Annotated in this window: 21 protein-coding genes; 10 read left to right on the top strand and 11 right to left on the bottom strand. The window is 68.1% G+C overall.

What is annotated here, in order from left to right; all coding sequences use genetic code 11:
* Positions 1 to 160 precede the first annotated feature (160 nt).
* Positions 161 to 2,659 carry a heavy metal translocating P-type ATPase gene (locus ACNQFN_RS01120; protein WP_418647741.1) on the top strand — a complete coding sequence of 833 codons (2,499 nt, stop codon included), beginning with the start codon at positions 161 to 163 and terminating at the stop codon, positions 2,657 to 2,659.
* A gap of 12 nt (positions 2,660 to 2,671) precedes the next feature.
* Positions 2,672 to 3,109, top strand: a complete 438-nt coding sequence (gene cueR / locus ACNQFN_RS01115; protein WP_068636791.1) for a Cu(I)-responsive transcriptional regulator — start codon at positions 2,672 to 2,674, stop codon at positions 3,107 to 3,109.
* A gap of 220 nt (positions 3,110 to 3,329) precedes the next feature.
* Here cueR and ACNQFN_RS01110 read toward each other — a convergent pair whose 3' ends face one another.
* Both ACNQFN_RS01110 and ACNQFN_RS01105 read right to left on the bottom strand, forming a co-directional pair.
* Entirely contained in the window at positions 3,330 to 3,560 is a 231-nt protein-coding gene (locus ACNQFN_RS01110; protein ID WP_418647740.1) for a heavy-metal-associated domain-containing protein, read from the bottom strand.
* Between the two features lie 75 nt (positions 3,561 to 3,635).
* Complete coding sequence (locus ACNQFN_RS01105) at positions 3,636 to 4,190, bottom strand: NADPH-dependent FMN reductase (RefSeq protein ID WP_068636789.1); 555 nt, start codon at positions 4,188 to 4,190, stop codon at positions 3,636 to 3,638.
* 353 nt (positions 4,191 to 4,543) lie between these two features.
* On the opposite strand from ACNQFN_RS01105, the gene cydD reads away from it, so the two are divergent.
* From cydD to ACNQFN_RS01070, 7 genes are all read left to right on the top strand, one after another.
* Complete coding sequence (cydD, locus tag ACNQFN_RS01100) at positions 4,544 to 6,202, top strand: thiol reductant ABC exporter subunit CydD (protein ID WP_418647739.1); 1,659 nt, start codon at positions 4,544 to 4,546, stop codon at positions 6,200 to 6,202.
* On the top strand, positions 6,199 to 7,917 hold the full coding sequence (gene cydC / locus ACNQFN_RS01095) for a thiol reductant ABC exporter subunit CydC (protein WP_418647738.1): 1,719 nt from the start codon (positions 6,199 to 6,201) through the stop codon (positions 7,915 to 7,917). The genes cydD and cydC overlap by 4 nt, the downstream gene beginning before the upstream one ends.
* Positions 7,918 to 7,985: 68 nt before the next feature.
* Positions 7,986 to 9,572 carry a cytochrome ubiquinol oxidase subunit I gene (locus tag ACNQFN_RS01090; protein WP_418647737.1) on the top strand — a complete coding sequence of 529 codons (1,587 nt, stop codon included), beginning with the start codon at positions 7,986 to 7,988 and terminating at the stop codon, positions 9,570 to 9,572.
* A gap of 17 nt (positions 9,573 to 9,589) precedes the next feature.
* Positions 9,590 to 10,747: a cytochrome d ubiquinol oxidase subunit II gene (gene cydB / locus ACNQFN_RS01085; protein WP_068636786.1), complete on the top strand. Its 1,158-nt coding sequence runs from the start codon at positions 9,590 to 9,592 to the stop codon at positions 10,745 to 10,747.
* A 20-nt stretch (positions 10,748 to 10,767) separates the two neighbouring features.
* Positions 10,768 to 10,908 carry a cytochrome bd-I oxidase subunit CydX gene (cydX, locus tag ACNQFN_RS01080; protein WP_068636785.1) on the top strand — a complete coding sequence of 47 codons (141 nt, stop codon included), beginning with the start codon at positions 10,768 to 10,770 and terminating at the stop codon, positions 10,906 to 10,908.
* 13 nt (positions 10,909 to 10,921) lie between these two features.
* The gene (locus tag ACNQFN_RS01075; RefSeq protein ID WP_217999605.1) at positions 10,922 to 11,158 is read left to right on the top strand and encodes a hypothetical protein; all 237 of its coding nucleotides are present in this window, start codon (positions 10,922 to 10,924) and stop codon (positions 11,156 to 11,158) included.
* A gap of 69 nt (positions 11,159 to 11,227) precedes the next feature.
* Positions 11,228 to 11,452 carry a hypothetical protein gene (locus ACNQFN_RS01070; protein WP_418647736.1) on the top strand — a complete coding sequence of 75 codons (225 nt, stop codon included), beginning with the start codon at positions 11,228 to 11,230 and terminating at the stop codon, positions 11,450 to 11,452.
* Here the strand turns inward: ACNQFN_RS01070 and ACNQFN_RS01065 are convergent, their stop codons facing one another.
* The 8 genes from ACNQFN_RS01065 to ACNQFN_RS01030 all read right to left on the bottom strand — a co-directional run bounded on the left by ACNQFN_RS01065 (position 11,453) and on the right by ACNQFN_RS01030 (position 20,253).
* Positions 11,453 to 12,877 (bottom strand): DHA2 family efflux MFS transporter permease subunit, encoded by a 1,425-nt coding sequence (locus ACNQFN_RS01065; RefSeq protein WP_418647735.1) that lies wholly within the window; start codon positions 12,875 to 12,877, stop codon positions 11,453 to 11,455. It lies immediately after the preceding gene.
* Positions 12,878 to 12,939: 62 nt separating this feature from the next.
* Positions 12,940 to 13,476 carry a MarR family transcriptional regulator gene (locus ACNQFN_RS01060; protein ID WP_083953586.1) on the bottom strand — a complete coding sequence of 179 codons (537 nt, stop codon included), beginning with the start codon at positions 13,474 to 13,476 and terminating at the stop codon, positions 12,940 to 12,942.
* A gap of 138 nt (positions 13,477 to 13,614) precedes the next feature.
* On the bottom strand, positions 13,615 to 14,214 hold the full coding sequence (locus ACNQFN_RS01055; RefSeq protein ID WP_418647734.1) for a hemerythrin domain-containing protein: 600 nt from the start codon (positions 14,212 to 14,214) through the stop codon (positions 13,615 to 13,617).
* Positions 14,215 to 14,237: 23 nt separating this feature from the next.
* A complete protein-coding gene (locus tag ACNQFN_RS01050; protein ID WP_068639718.1) occupies positions 14,238 to 15,029 on the bottom strand; it encodes an ABC transporter ATP-binding protein in 792 nt (263 codons plus the stop codon).
* 14 nt (positions 15,030 to 15,043) lie between these two features.
* Positions 15,044 to 16,837 carry an ABC transporter permease subunit gene (locus ACNQFN_RS01045; protein WP_418647733.1) on the bottom strand — a complete coding sequence of 598 codons (1,794 nt, stop codon included), beginning with the start codon at positions 16,835 to 16,837 and terminating at the stop codon, positions 15,044 to 15,046.
* On the bottom strand, positions 16,834 to 17,871 hold the full coding sequence (locus tag ACNQFN_RS01040) for a branched-chain amino acid ABC transporter permease (protein WP_418647732.1): 1,038 nt from the start codon (positions 17,869 to 17,871) through the stop codon (positions 16,834 to 16,836). The genes ACNQFN_RS01045 and ACNQFN_RS01040 overlap by 4 nt, the downstream gene beginning before the upstream one ends.
* A gap of 124 nt (positions 17,872 to 17,995) precedes the next feature.
* A complete protein-coding gene (locus ACNQFN_RS01035; RefSeq protein ID WP_068639478.1) occupies positions 17,996 to 19,144 on the bottom strand; it encodes an ABC transporter substrate-binding protein in 1,149 nt (382 codons plus the stop codon).
* A 308-nt stretch (positions 19,145 to 19,452) separates the two neighbouring features.
* Positions 19,453 to 20,253 (bottom strand): IclR family transcriptional regulator, encoded by an 801-nt coding sequence (locus tag ACNQFN_RS01030; protein WP_418647731.1) that lies wholly within the window; start codon positions 20,251 to 20,253, stop codon positions 19,453 to 19,455.
* A gap of 63 nt (positions 20,254 to 20,316) precedes the next feature.
* On the opposite strand from ACNQFN_RS01030, the gene paaY reads away from it, so the two are divergent.
* Positions 20,317 to 20,940 carry a phenylacetic acid degradation protein PaaY gene (gene paaY, locus ACNQFN_RS01025; protein ID WP_068639476.1) on the top strand — a complete coding sequence of 208 codons (624 nt, stop codon included), beginning with the start codon at positions 20,317 to 20,319 and terminating at the stop codon, positions 20,938 to 20,940.
* 12 nt (positions 20,941 to 20,952) lie between these two features.
* On the opposite strand, the gene paaX is transcribed toward paaY, so the two are convergent.
* Complete coding sequence (gene paaX, locus ACNQFN_RS01020) at positions 20,953 to 21,966, bottom strand: phenylacetic acid degradation operon negative regulatory protein PaaX (protein WP_174524561.1); 1,014 nt, start codon at positions 21,964 to 21,966, stop codon at positions 20,953 to 20,955.
* Between the last annotated feature and the right edge of the window lie 245 nt (positions 21,967 to 22,211).

The following is a 22,211-nucleotide window of genomic DNA, read 5'->3' as shown; positions in this document are numbered from 1 at the left end:
GGGAGCATCGGGTTTCGCTTCGCTCCACCTGCGCGACCCGATCCACTCTGCCCGGCTGATGGCTGCCATTTTCAGAACAGGCATCATTGCGGTTTGACCTTCCCATGATGGCAAGGTCTAGCCTGTATGCTGTCAAGGCATCAATGCGAGGAAAGGAATCATGAACGCATCCGCGAAAGCGCAGGCCCGGCCAGTCACGGCGGCGGTCAGCCTGCCGATCGAAGGGATGACCTGCGCCAGCTGCGTCGGCCGCGTCGAGGCGGCGCTGGCCAAGGTCGAGGGCGTCGCGCAGGTTTCGGTGAATCTGGCCACCGAACGGGCGGACATCCGCCTGGCTGCGCCGGTGGATCGCATGACGCTGATCGCCGCGGTCGAGAAGACCGGTTATGACGTGCCGGCCAGCACCACCGAGCTGGCGATCGAGGGCATGACCTGCGCATCCTGCGTCGGCCGCGTCGAGAAAGTGCTGCAGGCCGTGCCCGGCGTCGCCGAAGTCAATGTGAACCTCGCCACCGAGCGCGCCACCGTGCGCGGCGTGGCCGGCGTCGATGCGTTGATCGCGGCGGTGGACAGGGCCGGCTACGACGCCCGCGCCATCGAGGCCGCGGCACAGGCCGGCGACGACGAAGCCCTGGCGAAGAAGGATGCCGAGCGCGCCGAACTGCAACGCGACCTGGGCATCGCCGCAGTGCTGGCCCTGCCGGTGTTCATCCTCGAGATGGGCTCGCACATGATCCCGGCGATGCACCACTGGGTGTCGCACACGCTGGGCACCCAGACGAGCTGGATCATCCAGTTCGTGCTGACGACGCTGGTGCTGCTCTTCCCCGGCCGGCGCTTCTATGCCAAGGGCTTTCCGGCACTGTTCCGCCTGGCGCCGGACATGAACTCGCTGGTCGCGGTCGGCACCAGCGCGGCCTATGCGTATTCGGTGGTCGCCACTTTCCTGCCCGGCGCGCTGCCGGCCGGCACGGTCAACGTCTACTACGAGGCGGCAGCGGTGATCGTGGCGCTGATCCTGCTCGGGCGCTTCCTGGAAGCGCGCGCCAAGGGCCGCACCTCGCAGGCCATCCAGCGCCTGGTCGGCCTGCAGGCCAAGGTGGCGCACATGGTGCGCGACGGTCGCACGGTCGACATTCCGATCGGCGAGGTGGCCTTGGGCGACGTCGTCGAGGTCCGCCCCGGCGAACGGGTGCCGGTGGATGGCGAAGTCATCGAAGGACAGAGCTACGTCGACGAATCCATGATCACCGGCGAGCCGATTCCGGTCTGGAAGTCCGCGGGCAGCGCAGCGGTCGGCGGCACGGTCAACCAGAAAGGCGCGCTGAGCCTGCGCGCCACCGCGGTCGGCAGCCAGACCGTGCTGGCGCAGATCATCCGCCTGGTCGAGCAAGCCCAGGGCTCCAAGCTGCCGATCCAGGCGGTGGTGGACAAGGTGACGCTGTGGTTCGTGCCGGCGGTGATGGCCGCCGCGCTGGCCACCTTCCTGATCTGGCTGGCCTTCGGCCCCTCGCCGGCGCTGATTTTCGCGCTGGTCAATGCGGTGGCGGTGCTGATCATCGCCTGCCCCTGCGCGATGGGCCTGGCGACGCCGACCTCGATCATGGTCGGCACCGGCCGCGGCGCGGAGATGGGCGTGCTGTTCCGCAAGGGCGAAGCACTGCAGTTGCTGAAGGATGCCAGGGTGGTGGCGGTGGACAAGACCGGCACGCTGACCGAAGGCCGTCCGGCACTGACCGACCTGGAAGTGGCCGAAGGCTTCGAGCGTGCCGGGGTACTGGCGCGGGTCGCGGCCGTGGAATCGCGCTCCGAGCATCCGATCGCCCGCGCCATCGTCGAAGCGGCCGAGCAGGAAGGCATCACCCTGCCCGCGCTGGACGCGTTCGAGTCCGTCACCGGCATGGGCGTGCGGGCGACGGCCGGCGGCCAGCGCGTGGAAGTCGGCGCAGACCGCTACATGCGCTCGCTGGGCCTGGACGTGGATACATTCGCCGTCAGCGCCGAACGGCTGGGCAGCGAAGGCAAGTCGCCGCTGTACGCCGCCATCGACGGCCGCCTGGCCGCCATCCTCGCCGTCGCCGACCCGATCAAGCCGAGCACGCCCGCTGCCATCGCGGCGCTGCACGCGCTGGGCCTGAAGGTCGCCATGATCACCGGCGACAACGAGCGCACGGCGCGCGCCATCGCTGCGCAGCTGGGCATCGACGAAGTGGTGGCCGAAGTGCTGCCCGAAGGCAAGGTCCAGGCGATCCAGCGGCTCAAGGCCGCCCATGGCGTGCTGGCTTTCGTCGGCGACGGCATCAACGACGCGCCGGCGCTGGCCGAAGCCGACGTCGGCCTGGCCATCGGCACCGGCACCGACGTGGCGATGGAAGCGGCCGACGTGGTGCTGATGTCCGGCAACCTGCAGGGCGTGCCGAACGCGATCGCGCTGTCGAAAGCCACGATCGGCAACATCCACCAGAACCTGTTCTGGGCCTTCGCCTACAACACCGCGCTGATCCCGCTGGCTGCGGGTGCGCTCTACCCCGCGTACGGCGTGCTGCTGTCGCCGATCTTCGCCGCCGGCGCAATGGCGATGTCCAGCGTGTTCGTGCTGGGCAATGCGCTGCGGCTGCGGCGCTTCCAGCCGCCGCTGGCGGCCGACGCCCGGGCATGAGGAGGAAGGACGATGAACATCGGTGAAGCGGCCAGGGCCTCGGGCGTCTCGGCCAAGATGATCCGCTACTACGAGTCGGTCGGGCTGATACCGCCGGCGGCGCGCACCGACTCGGGTTATCGCGCCTACACCGAGTCCGGCGTGCATATGCTGCGCTTCATCCGCCGCGCCCGCGACCTGGGCTTTGCGGTCGCGGAGATCCACGACCTGCTCGGGCTGTGGCGCGACCGCTCGCGCAAGAGCGCCGACGTCAAGCGGGTCGCGCAACAGCACATCGCCGACCTGCAGCGGCGCATCGACGAACTGCGGCAGATGGCCGACACCTTGCAGACGCTGGTGGCCTGCTGCGCGGGCGACGACCGGCCCGACTGCCCGATTCTGGCGAATCTGGAGCAGGACGAGGTGGAAAAAGCAGCCAGCCCGGCTTGCGGGAAGGGCCGGGCCGCATGAGCCGAAACCCATCGGCCATGGAGCCGCTTTGACGCGGTGGGTTTCGCCTACGGCCCCTACCCGCACGGCCCGACCCACCCTACAGCTCTACAGCCAAGTAGGATGGGTAGAGCGCAGCGAAACCCATCATCCCCGACAAGTCGCAACCGATGGGTTTCGCTTGCGCTCTACCCATCCTACGAAGGTTTTCGCGGCTCAGCCCCCGGCTGAAAAACCAGCCTCAGGCCGCCTTCGGCGGGAAACCTGCTTCCTGCAGCGCCGCCTCGATCTGCGCCTGAGGCGCGGACGATTCGACTTCGACCAGGCGGTTGGGCGGATCGGCCGTTACCTTCGCGTCGGCGTCGACCGACTGGATCGCCTTGGTCACACCGCGGGCGCAGCCGCCGCAGGTCATGTTTTCGATATGGAATCGCATCGGAAGCTCCTTGGGAAATGTCACGTCCGGCAGCATGAGGCTTGCCACGCTTGGAAGGTCAACAGGCAGCCACCACCCCCGCCTTATGCCGATGCTGCACAGGGCGGTGGATCAAGCCTTGCGCAAACGCTCGACCCAGGCGACGAACCGGTCCATGTAGCCCTTCAGGAAGTCGTGGCTGGCGGCACCCACATTGCCTTCGGCATCGATCAATTCGTCATGCCAGCGGATGAAGCCCTCGGGCTGCCCCATCGTCGGCATGTCGAGGTAGGCCAGGATGTTGCGCAGGTGCTGCTGGGCCATGGAAGTGGCCGGCCCGCCGCCCGCGGTGCCGATGACTGCGGCCGGGATGCCCGCCCAGGCACTGCTGCCGTAGGGCCGGCTGGCCGCATCGAGCGCATTCTTCAGCAGCGCGGGGATCGAACGATTCTGCTCGGGCGTCACGAACAGGATGCCGTCCTGGGTGCGCACCTTGTCCTTCAGGGCCTGGAAGACGGCCGGATAGTCTGCGTCGTCATCACGGTTGTACATCGGCAGATGGTCGAGGTCGATGAACTCGAAATCCGCCCGATCCTGCGCCAGCTTCACCAGGGCCTGGGCCAGCTTGCGGTTGATGGAGGTCCGGCTGGCACTGCCGACGATCACGCCGATGCGAAGTCTGCTCATGATTGCTCCTCGAAAATTACAACTGAACACACCCTGGGCCGCAGCAGCGGCTTCGGTGGCGATGCCCGTGAATACCGGGCGCGTGGCGATTCGCCCCGCCGTAAAGCGGACCAGCGGCCGCCCCTCCAGCGTCGCGATTCATTCACGTCATATACCATGCCGGCGAGATCGTCAAAACCCGGGGAGGTAAAGCGTTGTTGCGTAGCCAAGCGCATCAGGGAGCAGCCGGCCGATCGAAAGGCGACGGTGGCCGACTCCGGAACGCGGAATGTCCCGCGCGCGCCCTCGGATTCGGGCAGCATCTCGCACGCACCCCGGCGGCACAGCCCATGGATTCGCCCCCAGGTCCGGACATGGCCACTTCTTCCCGCAGCGGCGCGATGCTGCAACTGGCCGCTGCGCTGCTGTGGCTGCCCCAGGCCGGCCTGCTCGCCTGGGCACTGCAGCAGATGGCGGACGGACAGCCGATGCGGCAGCTGCTGGCAGCCACCGCAGGCGTGCTGGCGTTGGGCATGCTGCGCGCCTGGTGCGACGGTACCGGCGTGCTGCGGGCCCATCGCGCCGCACGCACCGTGTTGAGCCAGTTGCGTGCCCGGGCGCTGCAGGCCCTGGCCCATTCGTCGCCGCTGGACAAGGCACGGCCATCGTCGGGCCAGGCAGCCAGCGTCCTTGCCGAACAGGCCGAAGCCGTGGTGCCGTGGCTGGCGCGCTACCAGTGCGCGATGTGGCGTGTGCGCGTCGTGCCGCTGGCGATTGCGGCCGTCGTCGCCAGCCAGAGCTGGCTGGCCGCGCTGATCCTGATCCTCGCCGCGCCGCTGATTCCGCTGTTCATGGCCATCGTCGGCTGGCGCGCCCGCGCCGCCAGCGAAGAGCAACTGGCGGAAATGGGCGGCATGAACGCCTTCCTGCTCGATCGCCTGCGGGGCTTGAGCACCTTGCGGGCACTGGGCGCGGTGGAAAGCTCGGCCCGGCGGCTGCGAGCGCATGCCGAAGCCCTGCGCCAGCGCACCATGCGCGTGCTGCGCATCGCCTTCCTGTCCTCGGCCGTGCTGGAGCTGTTTTCCGCGCTGGGGGTGGCGATGGTGGCGGTCTATGTGGGCTTCCACCTGCTCGGCACCCTGCCCTTCGGCGCCTGGGGGCAGAAGCTGAGCCTGGGCGAGGCCTTGTTCGTGCTGCTGCTGGCACCCGCATTCTTCGAACCCCTGCGCGAACTGTCCGCCGTCTGGCACGACCGCGCCGCCGGCGAAGCAGCGCTCGAAGCGCTGGAAGACCTGCGCCGCCAGGCGACATCCATCGTCGGCAGCATCGAGGCCGAACGGATGCCCCCTGCTCCAAGCACAGCAGCAGCGGTCGACATCGTGGCTCTCGAAGTCCAGGCGCCCGGCAGCGACACGCGGCTCGAAGCGCTGAACCTGCACGTCGAGCCAGGCGAGCACGTGGCGCTGTGGAGCCCCAGCGGCAGCGGCAAGTCGGTGCTGCTGGCACAGATCGCCGGCCTGGCACCGGTCGCCGGAGGCGAGATACGCATCGACGGCCAGCCCTTGAATGCCGAAACGGCCGCAGCGATGCGCGCCCGCATGGCATGGATGGGGCAGCACGCCCATGTCTTTGCCGGCTCGATGCCGCACAACGTATCGCTGGGGCGTGTGCACCTCGGTGCCGACGACGTCCGGACCGCCGCCGAGCAGGCGGCGCTGGGCGCCGTGCTGCAGGCGCGCGCGGCCTCGAGCCTGGGCGAAGGCGGCAGCGGCTTGTCGGGCGGCGAGGTGCTGCGGCTGGCGCTGGCGCGCCTGGCGGTGAACCGGGACGCCGGACTGCTGCTGGTCGACGAGCCGACCGCCCACCTGGACCCGGTGACCGCAGGGCAGATCATCGACAGCCTGCTGCGCATCGCCCGCGGCCGCACGCTGATCGTCGCCACCCATGATGCGCAGCTGGCGCAGCGCATGGACCGGGTGATCCGGTTGCCATGGCGGCCGCTCCCGCCCTCGGCGGACGGAGAGGCGGCATGAAGGGTCGCAAGCCGTCCCTGCGCCGCAGCATGAAACCCCTGCTACACACCCTGGCTGTGATGGCCGGGCGCCGGCTATGGCTGGGCGGCGCGCTGCTGGCGGCCTTGACCGTGCTGATGGGCATGGCGCTGCTGGGGCTGTCGGGCTGGTTCATCGCAGCCACCGCGCTGGCGGGCCTGGTGCCGGCCACGGCGCTGATGTTCGACGTCTTCATGCCTTCGGCCGGCATCCGCCTGCTGGCACTGGGCCGCAGCGGCGCACGCTATGCGGAGCGCCTGGTCACGCACGACGCGACGCTGGCCGTGCTCGCGGCATTGCGCGAAAAGCTGTTCCGCCACTGGTCCCGCCCCCAGGCTGCACGCCTGCTGCTGTTGCGCCCCGCCCGCCTGCTGCAGCGCCTGACGGCCGACGTCGATGCGCTGGACAACCTGTACCTGCGTCTGCTGGTGCCGGGCATCGCGGCGCTCGGCGCGGCGCTGCTGGCGGCGCTGGCCTTCGGCATCATGCGCTGGTGGCTGGGCCTGCTGACGCTGGCCTGGCTGCTGCTGGCCGGTTGGGGCATCGCGCTGTGGCACGGCCTGCGGACCCGCAAGACCGCGATCCGCCGTGCGATGGCGCTGGAAACCCTGCGCCTGAAAAGCGTGGACCTCGTCGCAGGGCAGGCGGAACTGCTGATGACGGGCCGCCTGCCTGCGCAGGTCGCGGCGGTGCAGGCCTGCGATGCGCGCGCCGCGCAAGCCGACGACCGGCTGTACCGCGCCGAGGCGTGTGCGGCACAGGCTTATGGCCTGGCGAGCGCCCTGACCTTGAGCGCCGCCTTGCCGGCAATGGGTTGGCTGGTGGAAGGGCAACGGATCGGCGTCGCCGTCGCGGCCTTGGGCATCCTGCTGGCGCTGTCGGCGATGGAGCCGTTCGCCGCCCTCCGCCGGGGTGCGGCCGAAGCCGGCCGCAGCTGGCTCGCAGTCCGCCGCCTCGGCGCCGCGGTGGCGGCTGATGACGGGCCACCGTCGGCCGAGCGGGAAAAGCCCGCTGGCGGCCTGGCTGTGCAGCTGGACCAGCTGCGGGTAGCTCATCCGGGCTGGCCGGAAATCCTCGGGCCGCTGGATCTGCACGTCCGCGAGGGCGAGCGCATTGCCCTGATCGGCAGCAGCGGCGCCGGCAAGAGCAGCCTGCTGTCGGTGATCGCGGGCGAACTGCCCGCCGCCTCGGGACGGGCTGCCGCCCTGCCGTGCTGCTGGATGACGCAGCGCACCGAGCTGTTCCGCGACAGCCTGCGCGACAACCTGCGCCTGGCTTCGCCGGATGCCGGAGACGCCGCATTGTGGAACGCACTCGAAGCCGCCGGACTGGCCCGGGACATCAAGGCCCTGCCGCAGGGGCTGGACACCTTGCTGGGCGAAGGCGGCCTGGGCCTGTCGGGCGGCCAGGCGCGCCGCCTGGCGCTGGCGCGGCTGTTTCTGCATCCGTCCCGATGCTGGCTGCTGGACGAAGCCACCGAAGGTCTCGACGCCGTCACCGCTGCCGATGTCATGCAGCGGCTTGCACAAGCCGCTCAAGGGCGTACCCTATTGCTGGCCACGCACTGGCAGCGCGAGGCACGGCTGGCCGACCGGATTATCTGGCTCGCGGACGGACGCATTGCCCGGCAGGCGCAACGCGGCACCCGCGAATATGAGTTGGCCCTGGCCCGGCTCAGACCCGATGCAGCGGATTGACGCCGGGGTTCCACCCCGCGCCAAGGCGCTGCATTGCCCCTTTGAAGTACCGCAGCAAAGGAGGTTTCATGGACCTCGACATCGTCGATCTCTCGCGGCTGCAGTTCGCCATCACGGCGCTGTACCACTTCCTGTTCGTGCCGCTGACGCTGGGCCTGTCCGTCCTCATCGCCATCATGGAAACCGTGTACGTGATGACCGGCCGGACCATCTGGCGCGACATGACCAAGTTCTGGGGCATCCTGTTCGGCATCAACTTCGCCATGGGCGTGGCGACCGGCGTGGTGATGGAGTTCCAGTTCGGCATGAACTGGAGCTACTACAGCCACTACGTCGGCGACATCTTCGGCGCGCCGCTGGCGATCGAGGGCCTGATGGCCTTCTTCCTCGAAGCGACCTTCGTCGGCCTGTTCTTCTTCGGCTGGGACCGCATGACCAAGGTGCAGCACCTGACCGCCACCTGGCTGGTGGCGCTGGGCTCGAACTTCTCGGCGCTATGGATCCTGATCGCCAACGGCTGGATGCAGAACCCGGTCGGCGCGGCCTTCAATCCGCAAACCATGCGCATGGAAGTGACCGACTTCTTCGCCGTGCTGACCAACCCGGTGGCCCAGGCCAAGTTCGTGCACACGGTGTCGGCCGGCTACGTGACGGCATCGCTGTTCGTGCTGGGCGTGTCGGCCTGGTATCTGCTCAAGGGACGCCACGTGCCGCTGGCCAAGCGCTCGATGACGGTGGCGGCCTCCTTCGGCCTCGCCGCCTCGCTGTCGGTGGTGGTGCTCGGCGACGAGAGCGGCTACCAGTCCTCGGAGCACCAGAAGATGAAGCTGGCCGCGATCGAGGCGATGTGGGAGACCGAGCCGCCGCCGGCTTCGTTCACCGCCTTCGGCTTCCCCGACCGCGAGGCGCGCGAAACCCATTACGCGGTACACATCCCCTGGGTCATGGGCCTGATCGGCACGCGCTCGCTGACACAGGAGATTCCGGGCATCAACCAGCTCGTGGATGACGCCGAAGGCTACATCCGCGACGGCATCGATGCCTACGATGCGCTGCAGGCCATTCGTGCCGCGAAGACGGATGCAGAGATCCCCGCCGAGGCACGCCAGCGCTTCGAGGACAAGGGCGCACGCATGGGCTATGCCCTGCTGCTGATGCGCTACGTGGATGATCCGCGTCATGCCACCGATGAGCAGATCCGCCAGGCGGCGATGGACAGCGTGCCGCCGGTGGGCCCGCTGTTCTGGACCTTCCGCATCATGGTCGGCCTGGGGGTGTTCTTCGTCCTGCTGACGGCCACCTTCTTCGTCCTGTCGGCGCGCCACCGGCTCGATGCCCATCCGTGGCTGCTGAAAGTCGCCGTATGGTCGATTCCGCTGCCCTGGATCGCCGTGGAGTGCGGCTGGATCGTCGCCGAAGTGGGCCGCCAGCCCTGGGTCATCGAAGGCGTGCTGCCGACCGCGATGGCCGTCTCCAACCTGGGCGCCGGCACGCTGCTGCTGACGATCGCCGGCTTCGTCCTGATCTACACCGTGCTGTTCGTCATCGAGATGAAGCTGATGCTCAAGGCCATCCGCAAGGGGCCGCCGCATGTCAGCGAACCGCATCTGAGCTTCTACCAGCCGATGATCGACAAGCTGGCGCGCACGCGCTGAGCGAGGAGGGATTCGCCATGATCCTGCATGAACTCATTTCCTACGAGGTGCTGCGCGTCATCTGGTGGCTGCTGCTGGGCATCCTGCTGGTCGGCTTCGCGGTGATGGACGGCTTCGACCTGGGCGCCATGGGGCTGCTGCGGGCCACGGCCAGGACCGACGTCGAGCGCCGTGTCGTCATCAACACCGTCGGCCCGATCTGGGAAGGCAACCAGGTGTGGCTGATCCTGGGCGGCGGCGCGATTTTCGCCGCCTGGCCGCAACTGTATGCGGTGTCGTTCTCGGGCTTCTACCTGGCGATGTTCGCCATTCTCGCCGCGCTGATCCTGCGTCCGGTCGCCTTCAAATTCCGCAGCAAGCGCGAGGAACCCGGCTGGCGCAACGCCTGGGACTGGGTGCTGTGCCTGACCGGGCTGGCACCGGCGCTGCTGTTCGGCGTGGCGGTGGGCAACGTGCTGCTGGGCGTGCCCTTCCGCCTCGGCGACGACATGCGCATCTGGTACGAAGGCAGCTTCTTCGGCCTGCTGACGCCCTTCGCGCTGCTGTGCGGCCTGGTGTCCCTGTTCATGCTGCTGATGCACGGCGCCGCCTGGCTGGTGTTCAAGACCGAAGGCGAAGTGTCGGCGCGCGCCGCGCGCTGGGGCGGCATCGCCGCGGTGCTGACGAGCGTGCTGTTCGTGCTGGCCGGCGTCTGGATCGCGCTCGGCGGCGTGCCGGGCTACGCGATCACCAGCGCCATCGACCCTGCCGGGCCGTCCAACCCGGCGGCCAAGACGGTCGCCGTGACGGCGGGCGCGTGGCTGGCCAACTTCGGCGCCCGGCCCGTGCTGTGGCTGCTGCCCGCGCTCGGCGTGCTGCTGCCGCTGCTCAGCCTGCTGGGCATGCGCGGCCGCAGGGAGTGGCTGGCGCTGCTGTCCAGCGGGGCGGCCATCGCCTGCATCATCCTCACGGTCGGCGCCGCGATGTTCCCGATCATCCTGCCCTCGTCGCTGGACCCGCGCGTGAGCCTGGCAGTGTGGGACTCGTCGTCCAGCCACATGACACTGTTCATCATGCTGGTGTGCGTGCTGATCTTCATGCCGCTGATCCTGGCCTACACGTCCTGGGTGTATCGCATCCTGCGCGGCAAGGTGGATCCGGTCGCCATCGCCACCGGCGAAGGGCATTCGTACTGACCCCCAGCGGAGGACAAACCATGTGGTACTTTTCCTGGCTCCTCGGCCTGCCGCTGGCAGCCGCCTTCGCCGTGCTCAACGCGATGTGGTTCGAGCTGATGGACGACGAGGCGACGCACCGCCGCATGCTGGACAAGGCGGATTCCGACGGCGAGGCCTGAGCCCCCCCGCATCATGCCCCCTGCACCCGCTTCCCCGCGTCCGCCCGCCCCGGCGGACGCCGTTGCCGCTTCTCCTTCGTCGTCCGCCTTGACCGACCGCCAGCGCTGGCTCAGCGTGACCGCGCTGGCGCTGGGCGCATTTGTGTTCAATACCAGCGAATTCGTGCCGGCAGGGCTGCTCAGCGACATCGGCGGCAGCTTCGGCATGCCGGTCGAGCACGTCGGTCTGATGCTGACCATCTATGCCTAGCTGGTGACGCTGGTGTCGCTGCCGGGCATGCTGCTGACCACCTCCGTCGGCGACGGCTAGGTGCTGTATGTGCTGGTTTCGGTCTGGGGTGCGGCGATGGTGGCGATGGCGATGTTCTCGGGCCTGTTCAACGTCGGCATCGGTGCGGGCGCACTGATCGGCAGCCAGGTGAGTTCGCATGCCGGGCTGCAGCATGTCGGCCTGGCCGGCGGCCTGCTGGCGCTGCTGGGCGCAGCATGGTGGCTGTGGGCGATGAAGCTGGGAGCCGGGCCGCAGCGCGGGCACATGCCGTGATCAGGCCTGCGCGGCAGGCTGGCCCTTCATCCGCCAGGCCGCGCAGACGGCAGCCAGCATCGTCAGGCCGATGAGCAGGAAGCCCTGGGCGTAGGCGAGCGGCAGGCCGTCGGGCAAAGCGGCCAGCGCCTGCACCCGCCATTCGGTAAACACCGCGATGACCGCCACGCCGAACACGCCACCCAACTGGCGGGCGTAGCTGACCACGACCGAGGATTGCGCATGCTGATGCGCCGCCAGGTCGCGGACCGTCGCGAGGTTGAGTGCCGGCAGGATCAGGCCCAGGCCGATGCGGCCGAGCACGGTGGCGACGATCAGCTCGGTGTAATCAACCTTGCCGCCGAGAGCGAAGAAGATGAAGAAGGACAGGCCGAACAGCACCAGCCCCCAGATCGTCACCTGCTGCGGCGAGAACTTGTCGACCATCCGGCCGGCGACCGGCGTCGACAGGATCAGCGCGATGCCGCCCGGAATCAGCACGCTGCCGGCCGCCGTCGCAGTGTAGCCCAGCGCATGCTGCAGGAACACCGGGATCAGGTAGGTCGAGCCGAACAGGCCGAAGCCGTAGGTGAAGGACACCAGCGTACCCATCGAAAAAGTGCGCGAACGGAAGATGTCCAAGCTGATGATCGGCTGCCGGGCGCGCCGGGCATGCAGCACGAAGCCAACGACGAGCACCGCGGCGAGCAGGAAGCTGCCCAGCGTCCACACCGAGACGAGGCCGCTGTGCTGCAGGCTGGCGATGCCTTCGACCATCGCCAGCGTGGCGCCCGACAGCAGGCCCGCGCCCAGCCAGTCGAACGGATGCCGCCTGATCTCGCGCGGCGAAGGCAGCAGGAAGATACCGGCCAGCAGCGCCAGCAGGCCGAAGGGCAGGTTCAGGTAGAAGATCGACTCCCAGCCGAAACGGTCGATCAGCACGCCGCCGAAGGCCGGCGCCACCGCAGGCGTGAGCCCGAGCCCCAGCATCAGCAGGCCGGAGGCCTGGCCCTGCAGATGAGGCGGGAACAACCGCAGGATCACCAGCGCACTCAAGGGCTGGAGCACGCCGGTGGCGCAGCCCTGCAGCACCCGCGCGGCGACCACCATCGGGAAGCTGGTGGCCAGGCTGCCGGCGATGCTGCTCAGCACCAGCAGGATCAGCGCGGACATGAAGAGCTTGCGGAAGCCGATGCGGTCGAGTAGCCAGGGTGCGGGCAGCATCGACAGCGTCATCGCCGCCATGAAACCGGTCATCGCCCACTGCACGCGCTCCTGGCCGAGGCCGAAGTCCTGTGCAAGCGCGTTGATCGCGACGTTGAAGCTGGAAGTGGAGAGCCCGCCGGCCACGGTGCCGATGCCAACCACGATCAGCAGCATCCACTTGTAGCGCTCGCCGTAGCGTTCGGCAAGCGTCTCGAACGAAGGAGGGGAAGGAAGGCGCATTTGAGCCGAAGCTCCTCGGAGGCGGGAAAGGGAAGCCAGGGAAAGCGGACGCGGCGGCCGTTTCAGCCGCTGTCGCCCGCTTTGCCAGCGCCCTCCCCGCTGCGTTCGCACTGTGCGCCGAGTTCGATCTCCCCGATGCGCTCGGCGATGCGAGCAAGCACTGCGCGGGTCGTGGCGACGTCCTCCGCGGCGATGCCGCGCAAGGCCTCGGCTTCGAGGCTGCGGGACGCGCCTTCGATCTCCCTGACCTGTTCCCACCCACGTGCCGTCAGCGAAATCAACTTGGCGCGGCGATCCTCGGGATCGGCCGCCCAGTCGACCAGCGCCGCTTCGCGCAACTGATTGAGGATGCGGACCATCGACGAGGTATCGAGGAACAGGTGATCGGCCAGTTCCTTCTGCCGCATCGGCCGGCCGGCCTTGGACAGGGCGAGCAGCGGCGCCCAACTGGCGTCGGTGAGGCCGTGGGCCTTGAGGCGCCGATTCAGCACCTTGCGCCATTGGCGGTAGATGAAGCCGACCTGGCTGGCGAAGCGCACGGACGTGCGCGGCGGGTCGGCAAGCGGCGAAGAATCGGACGAAGACGAAACGGTTTGCATGCAAACTATTCTAGTAGCCAGAAAGTTTGCATGCAAATCAAAATTCTTGTCCGCCGCGCTTGGGGGACTGTTCAGCGGCGTGATGCCCGCCTGTGCGGGAATGACGGTACTTTTTTGCCAAGTGTTTCGGGACGGGCCTCATTCGTCCTTGTACGGCCCCGCGCCCAACCCGATCGGCGCCGGCGCGGCAGCGACGAGCCTGGAGAAGATGCGGGCGAAGTCCTCCTGCCCGCCGGCGTTGCGGGTGCCGCCCATCGGGTCGCGGTTGGCGGCGAAGCCGGCATCGGCTCGCGCCCAGTCTTCGGGCGTGAGGTACTTGATCAGCAGCGGAATGACCTCGCGCTCCTCGGTCATCATGTGCAGGCGGTAGAACTCGGCGTAGGCATCGAAAGCCTCGCTGAAGGCCTCGAAGCCGCCCGCCTCGCCCGACTGGTAGCGCGCCAGCGCGGCTTCGAGCGTCTTGATGCGGGCGTCGGCTTCGGCGTGTTCCCGCTCCAGGTGGGCCAGCACTTCAGCCCCCTCCTGGGTGCGCGCGCGCAGCGGTCCGAAGAGGAATTCATCCTCCTTGGGGTGGTGTCGCTTCTCGGGGTAGGCGTCGAGGTATTCGACCATCGCCTTCAGCAGCTTGTGATCCGGCTCGAGCCGGCCCTCGCCGATCTCCTTGATCATGTAGCGGATGGCGTGGATGATCGCCGCCAGCGACTGGTGCTCATCCATCAATATGCGCATTGCTTCCATCGGAATCTCCTTGCTCGGGTCTGTCAGCTCACCAGCATCGCCTGGTGCTTGCTGCCGAAGCCCAGATAGGCCTCGATGACGCGCGGATCGTCGGCCAGTTCGTGCGCCGGGCCTTGCATGGCGACCTGGCCGGTCTCGAGCACGTAGGCGTAGTCGGCCACCTGCAGCGCGGCGCGCGCGTTCTGCTCCACGAGCAGGATCGACACCCCGCGCCGGCGCAGCTCGGCGATGATGCGAAAGATCTCGCGCACGATCAGCGGCGCCAGCCCCAGGCTGGGCTCGTCGAGCATCAGCAGCTTCGGTTTCGCCATCAGCGCGCGGCCCACCGCCAGCATCTGGCGTTCGCCGCCGGACATCGTGCCGGCGGCCTGGTCGCGGCGCTCCTTCAGGCGCGGGAACAGCGCATAGACTTCTTCGAGCGTCTGCGCGTGGTCGCGCTTGCCCATGCGGTAGCGCTGGAAGGCGCCCAGCACCAGGTTGTCCTCGACGCTCATCTCGCCGAACAGCTCGCGCTTCTCGGGCACCAGGTTCATGCCGCGCGCGACCATGCGCTCGACCTCGGGCACCACTTCGAGCGTGCCGTCGAAGGCGACCTGCCCCTTCGAGCCGAGCACGCCCATGATCGCCGACAGCATCGTCGTCTTGCCCGCGCCGTTGGGGCCGATCACGGTCACGATCTGGCCTTCGCCCACGGTCAGGCTGGCGTGGGTGAGCGCCTCGACCTTGCCGTAGGACACGCACAGGTCCCGGACTTCCAGCACCGGGTTCTTCGCGCCCGCGTTCGAGGCGGCGGCCTGCGTTTGCTGCTGTGTCATCGCGTTCTCCTCGCTCATTCCACACCGCCCAGGTAGGCTTCGAGCACCGCCGGGTTCTTCTGGATCTCCTCGGGCAGGCCCTCGGCGATCTTCTGGCCGAACTCCATCACCACCACGCGATCGACCAGGCCCATGACGAAGTCCATGTCGTGCTCGACGATCAGCGTGGCCATGCCCTCGGCGCGCAGCTTCTTCAGCAGCTCGGCGAGTGCCTGCTTTTCCTTGAAGCGCAGGCCGGCCGCAGGCTCGTCGAGCAGCAGCAGGCAGGGGTCGGCGCACAGCGCGCGGGCGATTTCGAGGATGCGCTGCTGGCCCAGCGCGAGGCTGCCCGCCTCCTCGTACATGAAGTCCTTCAGGCCCACGCGCTCGATCTGGTACGCCGCCTCCTTGAGGATGCGCGCTTCTTCCGCACGGTCCAGGCGCCAGGCCGAACTCAACACGCCCTTGTCGCTGCGCAGGTGCGCGCCGATGGCCACGTTCTCGAGCACGCTCATCGTCGGCAGCAGCTTGACGTGCTGGAAGCTGCGGCTCATGCCCATGCGGGCGATCTCGCGCGAGTCGTGGCCGGCCACCGGCTTGCCGAGGAACAGCACTTCGCCCGAAGTCGGCGTGTCGACGCCCGAGATCTGGTTGAACATCGTGCTCTTGCCGGCGCCGTTGGGGCCGATCAGCGCGAGGATCTCGCCCGCGCGCACTTCCAGGCTCATGTTGTTGTTGGCCACCAGGCCGCCGAACTTGCGCGTCACGTCCTTCGCCACCAGGATCGGCTCGCCGGCGGCCGGCAGCGTGCGCCGCGGCAGCGGCTCGGCGGCGGCGTCGATCTTCTTGTGCACCACCGGCACCGGCACCCGCTTCTTCAGGATCGGCCACAGGCCTTCGCGCGCCCGGTGCAGCACCAGCACCATCAGGATGCCGAACACGATCATCTCGAAGTTGCCGCTGGCGCCGAGCAGCTGCGGCAGCCAGTCCTGCAGCCATTGCTTGAGCACGGTGATCACGCCGGCGCCGACGATCGCGCCCCAGACGTAGCCGGCGCCGCCGAGCACCGCCATGAACAGGTACTCGATGCCGATATGCACGCCGAACGGGGTCGGATTGACGAAGCGCTGCATGTGGGCGTACAGCCAGCCCGCGGCACAGGCGTGCAGCGCGGCGATGACGAAGATGATCATGCGCGCGCGCGAGGTATCCACGCCCATCGCCTCGGCCATCACCCGCCCGCCCTTGAGCGCGCGGATGGCACGGCCTTCGCGCGAATCGAGCAGGTTGTGGGTGGTGAGCATCGCCACCAGCAGGAAGGCCCAGATCAGGTAGTAGATCTCGCTGCCGTCGTCGAGCGTCCAGCCGAACAGTTCGATCGGCGGAATGCCGGTGATGCCGGTGTGCCCGCCCAGACTTTGCATGGTGCCGAACAGGAAGTACAGGCTGATGCCCCAGGCGATCGTGCCCAGCGGCAGGAAGTGGCCCGACAGCTTGAGCGTCAGCGAACCCAGGATCAGCGCCACGGTGGCGGTGATCAGCAGCCCGGCGACCAGCGTCAGCCACGGCGAGGCGCCCACCCACGCCAGCCAGGCCGGCAGCTCGGTGGCGGTGCTCAGCGCCGCGGTGGTGTAGGCGCCCAGGCCGACGAAGGCGGCCTGGCCGAAGCTCGTGAGCCCGCCCACCCCGGTCAGCAGCACCAGGCCGAGGGCGACCATCGCATACAGGCCGATGTAGTTCAACAGCGTCACGTAGTACGGCGACAGGATCGCCGGCACGGCGAGCAGCAGGGCGAGGAAGGCCCCCAGCAGCAGACGGTCGGTTCTCATTCTTCTTCCTCCACGTGGTGGCTACGCAGCGAGCGCCACAGCAGCACGGGGATGATCAGGGTGAAGACGATGACTTCCTTGTAGGCGCTGGCCCAGAACGAAGCGAAGGCTTCGAGCAGCCCCACCGCCAGCGCGCCCAGCGCCGCCAGCGGGTAGCTGGCCAGGCCGCCGATGATGGCGGCGACGAAGCCCTTGAGCGCGATCAGGAAGCCGGTGTCGTAGTAGATGGTGGTGATCGGGGCGATCAGCACGCCCGACAGCGCGCCGATGAAGGCCGCCAGCAAGAAGGTGAGCTTGCCCGCCAGCGCCGGCGAGATGCCCATCAGCTGGGCGCCGACGCGGTTGATCGCGGTCGCGCGCAGCGCCTTGCCGTACAGCGTGCGCTCGAAGAACTGGTACAGCGCCACGATCAGCAGCGCCGACACCACCAGCACCCACAGCGTCTGGCCGGTGATCAGCAAGGGGCCGAGATCGAAGCTGGCGTCGCTGAAGGCGGGCGTGCGGTGGCCTTCGGCGCCGAAGAACAGCAGGCCGAGCCCGACCATGGCGATGTGCAGCGCTACCGACACGATCAGCAGGATCAGCACCGGCGCCGAGGCGATCGGCTGGTACATCAGCCGGTACATCATCGGCCCCATCGGCACGACGATGGCCAGCGTCAGCACGACGTGCGCGGCCAGCGGCAGCGAGGCCACCGGCGCCGCCGCGAACAGCCCGGCCAGCACCAGTGGATAGGCCAGGTTCCAGCCCGCCACCGACGCGGCCTTGCGCGCCTGGCCGGCACGCAGCGCGGCGACGCCGTCGAACAGCGTGACCAGCACGCCCATCACCAGCAGCAGCCAGACGGTGGCCGGCACGCCGCCGCCCTGCATCATCGCCAGCGTCAGCGCGCCATAGGCGACGAACTCGCCCTGCTGGATGAAGATCACCCGCGTGACCGCGAATACCAGTACCAGCGCCAGCGCCAGCAGCGCATAGATCGCGCCGTTGGTGATGCCGTCCTGGCCCAGTATCAGTGCAATTGACATATCCATGGAGAGGCTCCACCGGGCATCGGCCGATGCCAGTCGGAATGTGGGGAGGGAGAACCCTGCCGGTCCTGCGGCATGGGCCGGGTGCGCCCCTGCGGGCGCACCCTCGCTATCGTTCTTTTCGGGCTTACTTGAGCAGCGACCAGGTGCCGTCGCGGATCTCGATCATCACGCGCGAACGCTCGTCGAGGCCGAGATGGTCGTCGGCGCTCATGGTGTAGATGCCGGTGGCGCCCGCGACTTCCTTGACGTTCTCCAGCGCATCGCGCAGCGCGGCGCGGAACTCGGCGGTGCCCGGCTTGGCGGCCTTCAGCGCCTCCGGCACGGCGGCCTGCAGCAGCACACCGGCATCCCAGGCATAGGCGCCGAAGCTCGACACCGTACCGGCGCCATTGGCGGCCTCGTACTTCTCGACGTAGGCCAGCGCGCTGGCCTTGACCGGGTTGTCGTCAGGCAGGCTGCGTGCCATCTGCACCGGGCCGACCGGCAGCAGCGTGCCTTCGCAGTCCTTGCCACAGATGCGCAGGAAGTCGTTGTTGGCGACGCCGTGGGTCTGGTAGATCGGCCCCTTGTAGCCGCGCTCGCGCAGCGTCTTCTGCGGCAGCGCGGCGGGCGTGCCCGATCCGGCGATGAACACCGCGTCGGCCTTGGCCGACATCAGCTTCAGCGCCTGGCCGGTGACCGAGGTGTCGGCCGGGTTGAAGCGTTCGTTGGCGACGATCTTGATGCCGGCGGCGTCGGCCAGCTTCTGGAACTGCTCGTACCAGCCTTCGCCATAGGCGTTGGCGAAGCCGATGAAGGACACCGTCTTGACCTTGTTGGCGCTCATGTGCTCGATGATCGCCGACGCCATCTGCTGGTCGTTCTGCGGCGTCTTGAACACCCAGTACCGCTTGTCGTCCATCGGCGCGACGATGCGGGCCGAGGCAGCCATCGAGATCATCGGCGTCCTGGTTTCGGCGGCGACGTCGACCATCGCCAGCGAGGGGGGGCTGGTGGTGGAGCCGATCAGCACGTCGACCTTGTCCTCGGCCACCAGCTTGCGCGTGTTCTTGACCGCGGTGGTGGTGTCGGATGCGTCGTCCAGCACGATGTAGCGCACCGTTTCGCCGCCGATGGTGGTCGGCAGCAGCGACACGGTGTTGCGCTCGGGAATGCCGAGCGAGGCCGCAGGGCCGGTCGCCGACAGCACGACACCGACCTTGATCTCGGCCTGGACGGCAGTGGCGGCAAACGCGAGGCCGATGGCGGCCAGCAGGGTGTGACGTAGCTTCATGGTTTCTCCTCCGTTCTTCTAGATGTGATGAACCGCGTGCTCGACAGCTCTGCCCGCAGCCCGGCCTGCAACACTTGATGACCTACCTCGACCGCCCTTCGGCACGGATGCGGGAAGCACCCGAAAAATTCTGAATAGCGGAAGAGATTTCGTTTATTAGAAATGATACAAAACGATGCGTCAAGCTGAAATTTTGTATCGCTTGAGACATCCATCGCAGTCGCGGCCTATCGAAGGCCGCGCCCCACATCCACCACCCGCCTGCCGTGAACACCGGAGCAGGCCTGCGAGCCGCTCCGCCGGCAGGCTCAGTCCGGCGCCGGCGTGGCGCCGAGCCGCCGCGAAAGATCGTCGGCCGCGCGCCGCAGCGCGGCGAGCGTGGCACCGCCCGGAGACAGGTCCATCGAGCCTTCGACGCCGACGACGGCGATCGTCATGGTGATCTCGTTCTTGAAATTGAATACCGGCGCAGCGGCGGCCTCGACGCCGCGCGCGAAGTAGTCGCCGGTGACGACTGCCATCCCCGCTTCACGCACCTGCGCCAGCAGCGTGCGGACATCGTCCATGTCGTGGATGCCGGTCGGCGTCCTGCCGCTTTCGAGTTCGCGCGCAATCAGCGCCTCGGTCTGGCGCTCGGGCAGCCAGGCCGCAAACACCCGCCCGCCCGCCGAGCGCAGCATGCTGAGGCTGGTGCCGGTGACGACGTTGACCGTGATCGGGCGGCGCGGACGTTCCCAGCGCACCACGACCGGGCCGCCCTCGCTCCACACCGACAGCGCCACCGTCTCGTTGGTGGCGTCGCGCAGGTCGCTGATCGCCATCAGGCCGAGGCGGATGCGGTCCACCCGGTCGAGCGCCACCAAGCCGAGGTTCAGCGCGAAGGGGCCGAGGTCGTAGCGCGAAGTCAGGCGGTCCTGCTCGACCAGGCCGCTGCGGATCAGGCTGACGAGGTAGCGGTGCGCCTTCGACGGCGGCATGCCGGCCGCCTGGGCGATGTCCTTGAGCATCATCGAGCGCCGGCCGGTGACCATCGCGCGCAGAATGCTCATGCCCACTTCGAGCGATTGAACCCCATGCTTGCCGTCCAGCTCCTCGCTCGCCGTACTCATCGGACTTGTTCCTTATCCAAGAAATCGTTTATTTATATATAACTCAAACACAGGAGAGCATGCGTGATCAAGCCCGAACTGAAGGTCTACGCCATCGACGGCATCGTTCCTGTGGTCGACCCGAGCGCCTACGTCCACCCCTCGGCCATCCTGATCGGCGACGTCATCATCGGCCCCGGCTGCTACGTCGGCCCCTGTGCCAGCCTGCGCGGCGACTTCGGCCGCCTGATCCTCGAACGCGGCGCCAACCTGCAGGACACCTGCGTCATGCACGGCTTTCCCGGCACCGACACGGTGGTGGAGGAAGACGGCCACGTCGGCCACGGCGCGGTGCTGCACGGCTGCCGCGTCGGGCGCAACGCGCTGATCGGCATGAACGCGGTGATCATGGACAACGTGGTGATCGGCGAGGAAGCCATCGTCGCCGCATCGGCCTTCGTCAAGGCCGGCGTCGAGATTCCGCCGCGCGTGCTCGTCGCCGGCGTGCCGGCCAAGGTCATCCGGCCGCTGAGCGAGGACGAGATCCGCTGGAAGGGCGAAGGCACCGCCACCTACCAGGACCTGACGCGGCGCTGCCTGGCAACCCTGTACGAGACGACGCCGCTGGCGGCGGTCGAGCCCGGCCGCAAGCGCATCGAGATGCCGGGCGTCGTGCCGCTGGTCGAAGTCAGGAAGCGCGAAGGCTGAGCACCGCGGCGCTCAGAGCGGCAGCGCGAGCGGGTCGGTATCGCGGAAACGTTCGTGGAGACGCGCCGAGGCTTCGGGCGTCGAACCATCGGCCAGATGGAAGCAGGCATCCAGGTGGCGCTCGGAACCGGCCAGCAGCCGGCGGTAGAGTTCGCGGCACAGCAGGCGGGCCTTCTGCCCCGGCCAGTCGGCCGGCAGCAGGACGTCGGGCAGGCCGGGATCACGGAGCAGGAGGCGGCGATGATCGTGGATCAGCAGCACGCGCAGCAGGAAGGCGGTTTCGTCCGCCAGCTCGAAGCCACCGTCGCGCAAGGTGCCCAGCACCGGCTGGTAGCGCGCGGTGAAACTGCGGTACATGTCGGCCAGGTGGCCGAGATCCCAGGCCGAATGCACCATCGCGGCGTCGCTCGCCGCCGTGCCGGGCGCCGCGTCGGCCGCCATCAGGGGCTTCAGGCGGTCGAGCAGGCCGCCCAGGCCTTCGGCCACCAGGGCATCGAAGACGGCGATCAGGTCGACGCCCGGATGCACGAAGCAGTCGTTGCTGAGCGAGCCGAAGCCCTGCCACAGCAAGGCCTTGCGCAGGCGCTCGCGGTCCTTCGCGGCCAGTTCGCCGACGGTGACGATCAGGCGCCAGCGGCGATCCCAGTGTGGTGTGGCAGCGGCGTAGATCACGCGCGCGGCCTCGTCGATGCGCTGTTCGCCCAAGGGTGTCAGCAGATAGTCGGTGCGCCGGCCCGAACGCTGGCTCGCCAGCCATTCGTCCCGCACCAGGCGGAACACCGCCGTGCGCACCAGCCGCTCGTTGAGCCCGAGCGGCTGCAGCAGGCGGATCAGGCTGCCCAGCCAGATCCGGCCGCCGCGCGGCACGACCGCGTCGCCGAACATCGAAACGATCAGGGAGCCTGCATGTACACGGTCTTGACGACGGAAATCGTCGAGCAGCTGTTGCAGGGGGTTGGACACGGTGATGACGGAGGACATGGCGTTCGAGGCGGCGAAGTCTAACGGATTCAGTGGTTTGCGCATAGCCAGCCCCTCTCTTCCCTGCAGCAGGAGCCGACCATGCCTTGCCGGCCGCAGATGCCTTCAGCCCGTTCCCGCTGCCGCTGCGATGCCGTCACCGCACCGGAGCGCAGGCGCCGGCCACGCTGCGGCGAATCGCCTTAAAACGATACAAATTCTCATATAAAACTCAGAATTTAGTATCGTTTATGGCTTTTCAGGAATTGATGAAAAAATTTTATAAATGATGAATGACTTTAAAAATCACC

Origin of the sequence: Thauera butanivorans (assembly GCF_048398245.1) — a bacterium.
Lineage (GTDB): Bacteria > Pseudomonadota > Gammaproteobacteria > Burkholderiales > Rhodocyclaceae > Thauera > Thauera butanivorans.
The sequence above is the reverse complement of the archived record's forward strand: the minus strand, read 5'-3'. Positions and strand labels throughout refer to the sequence as shown.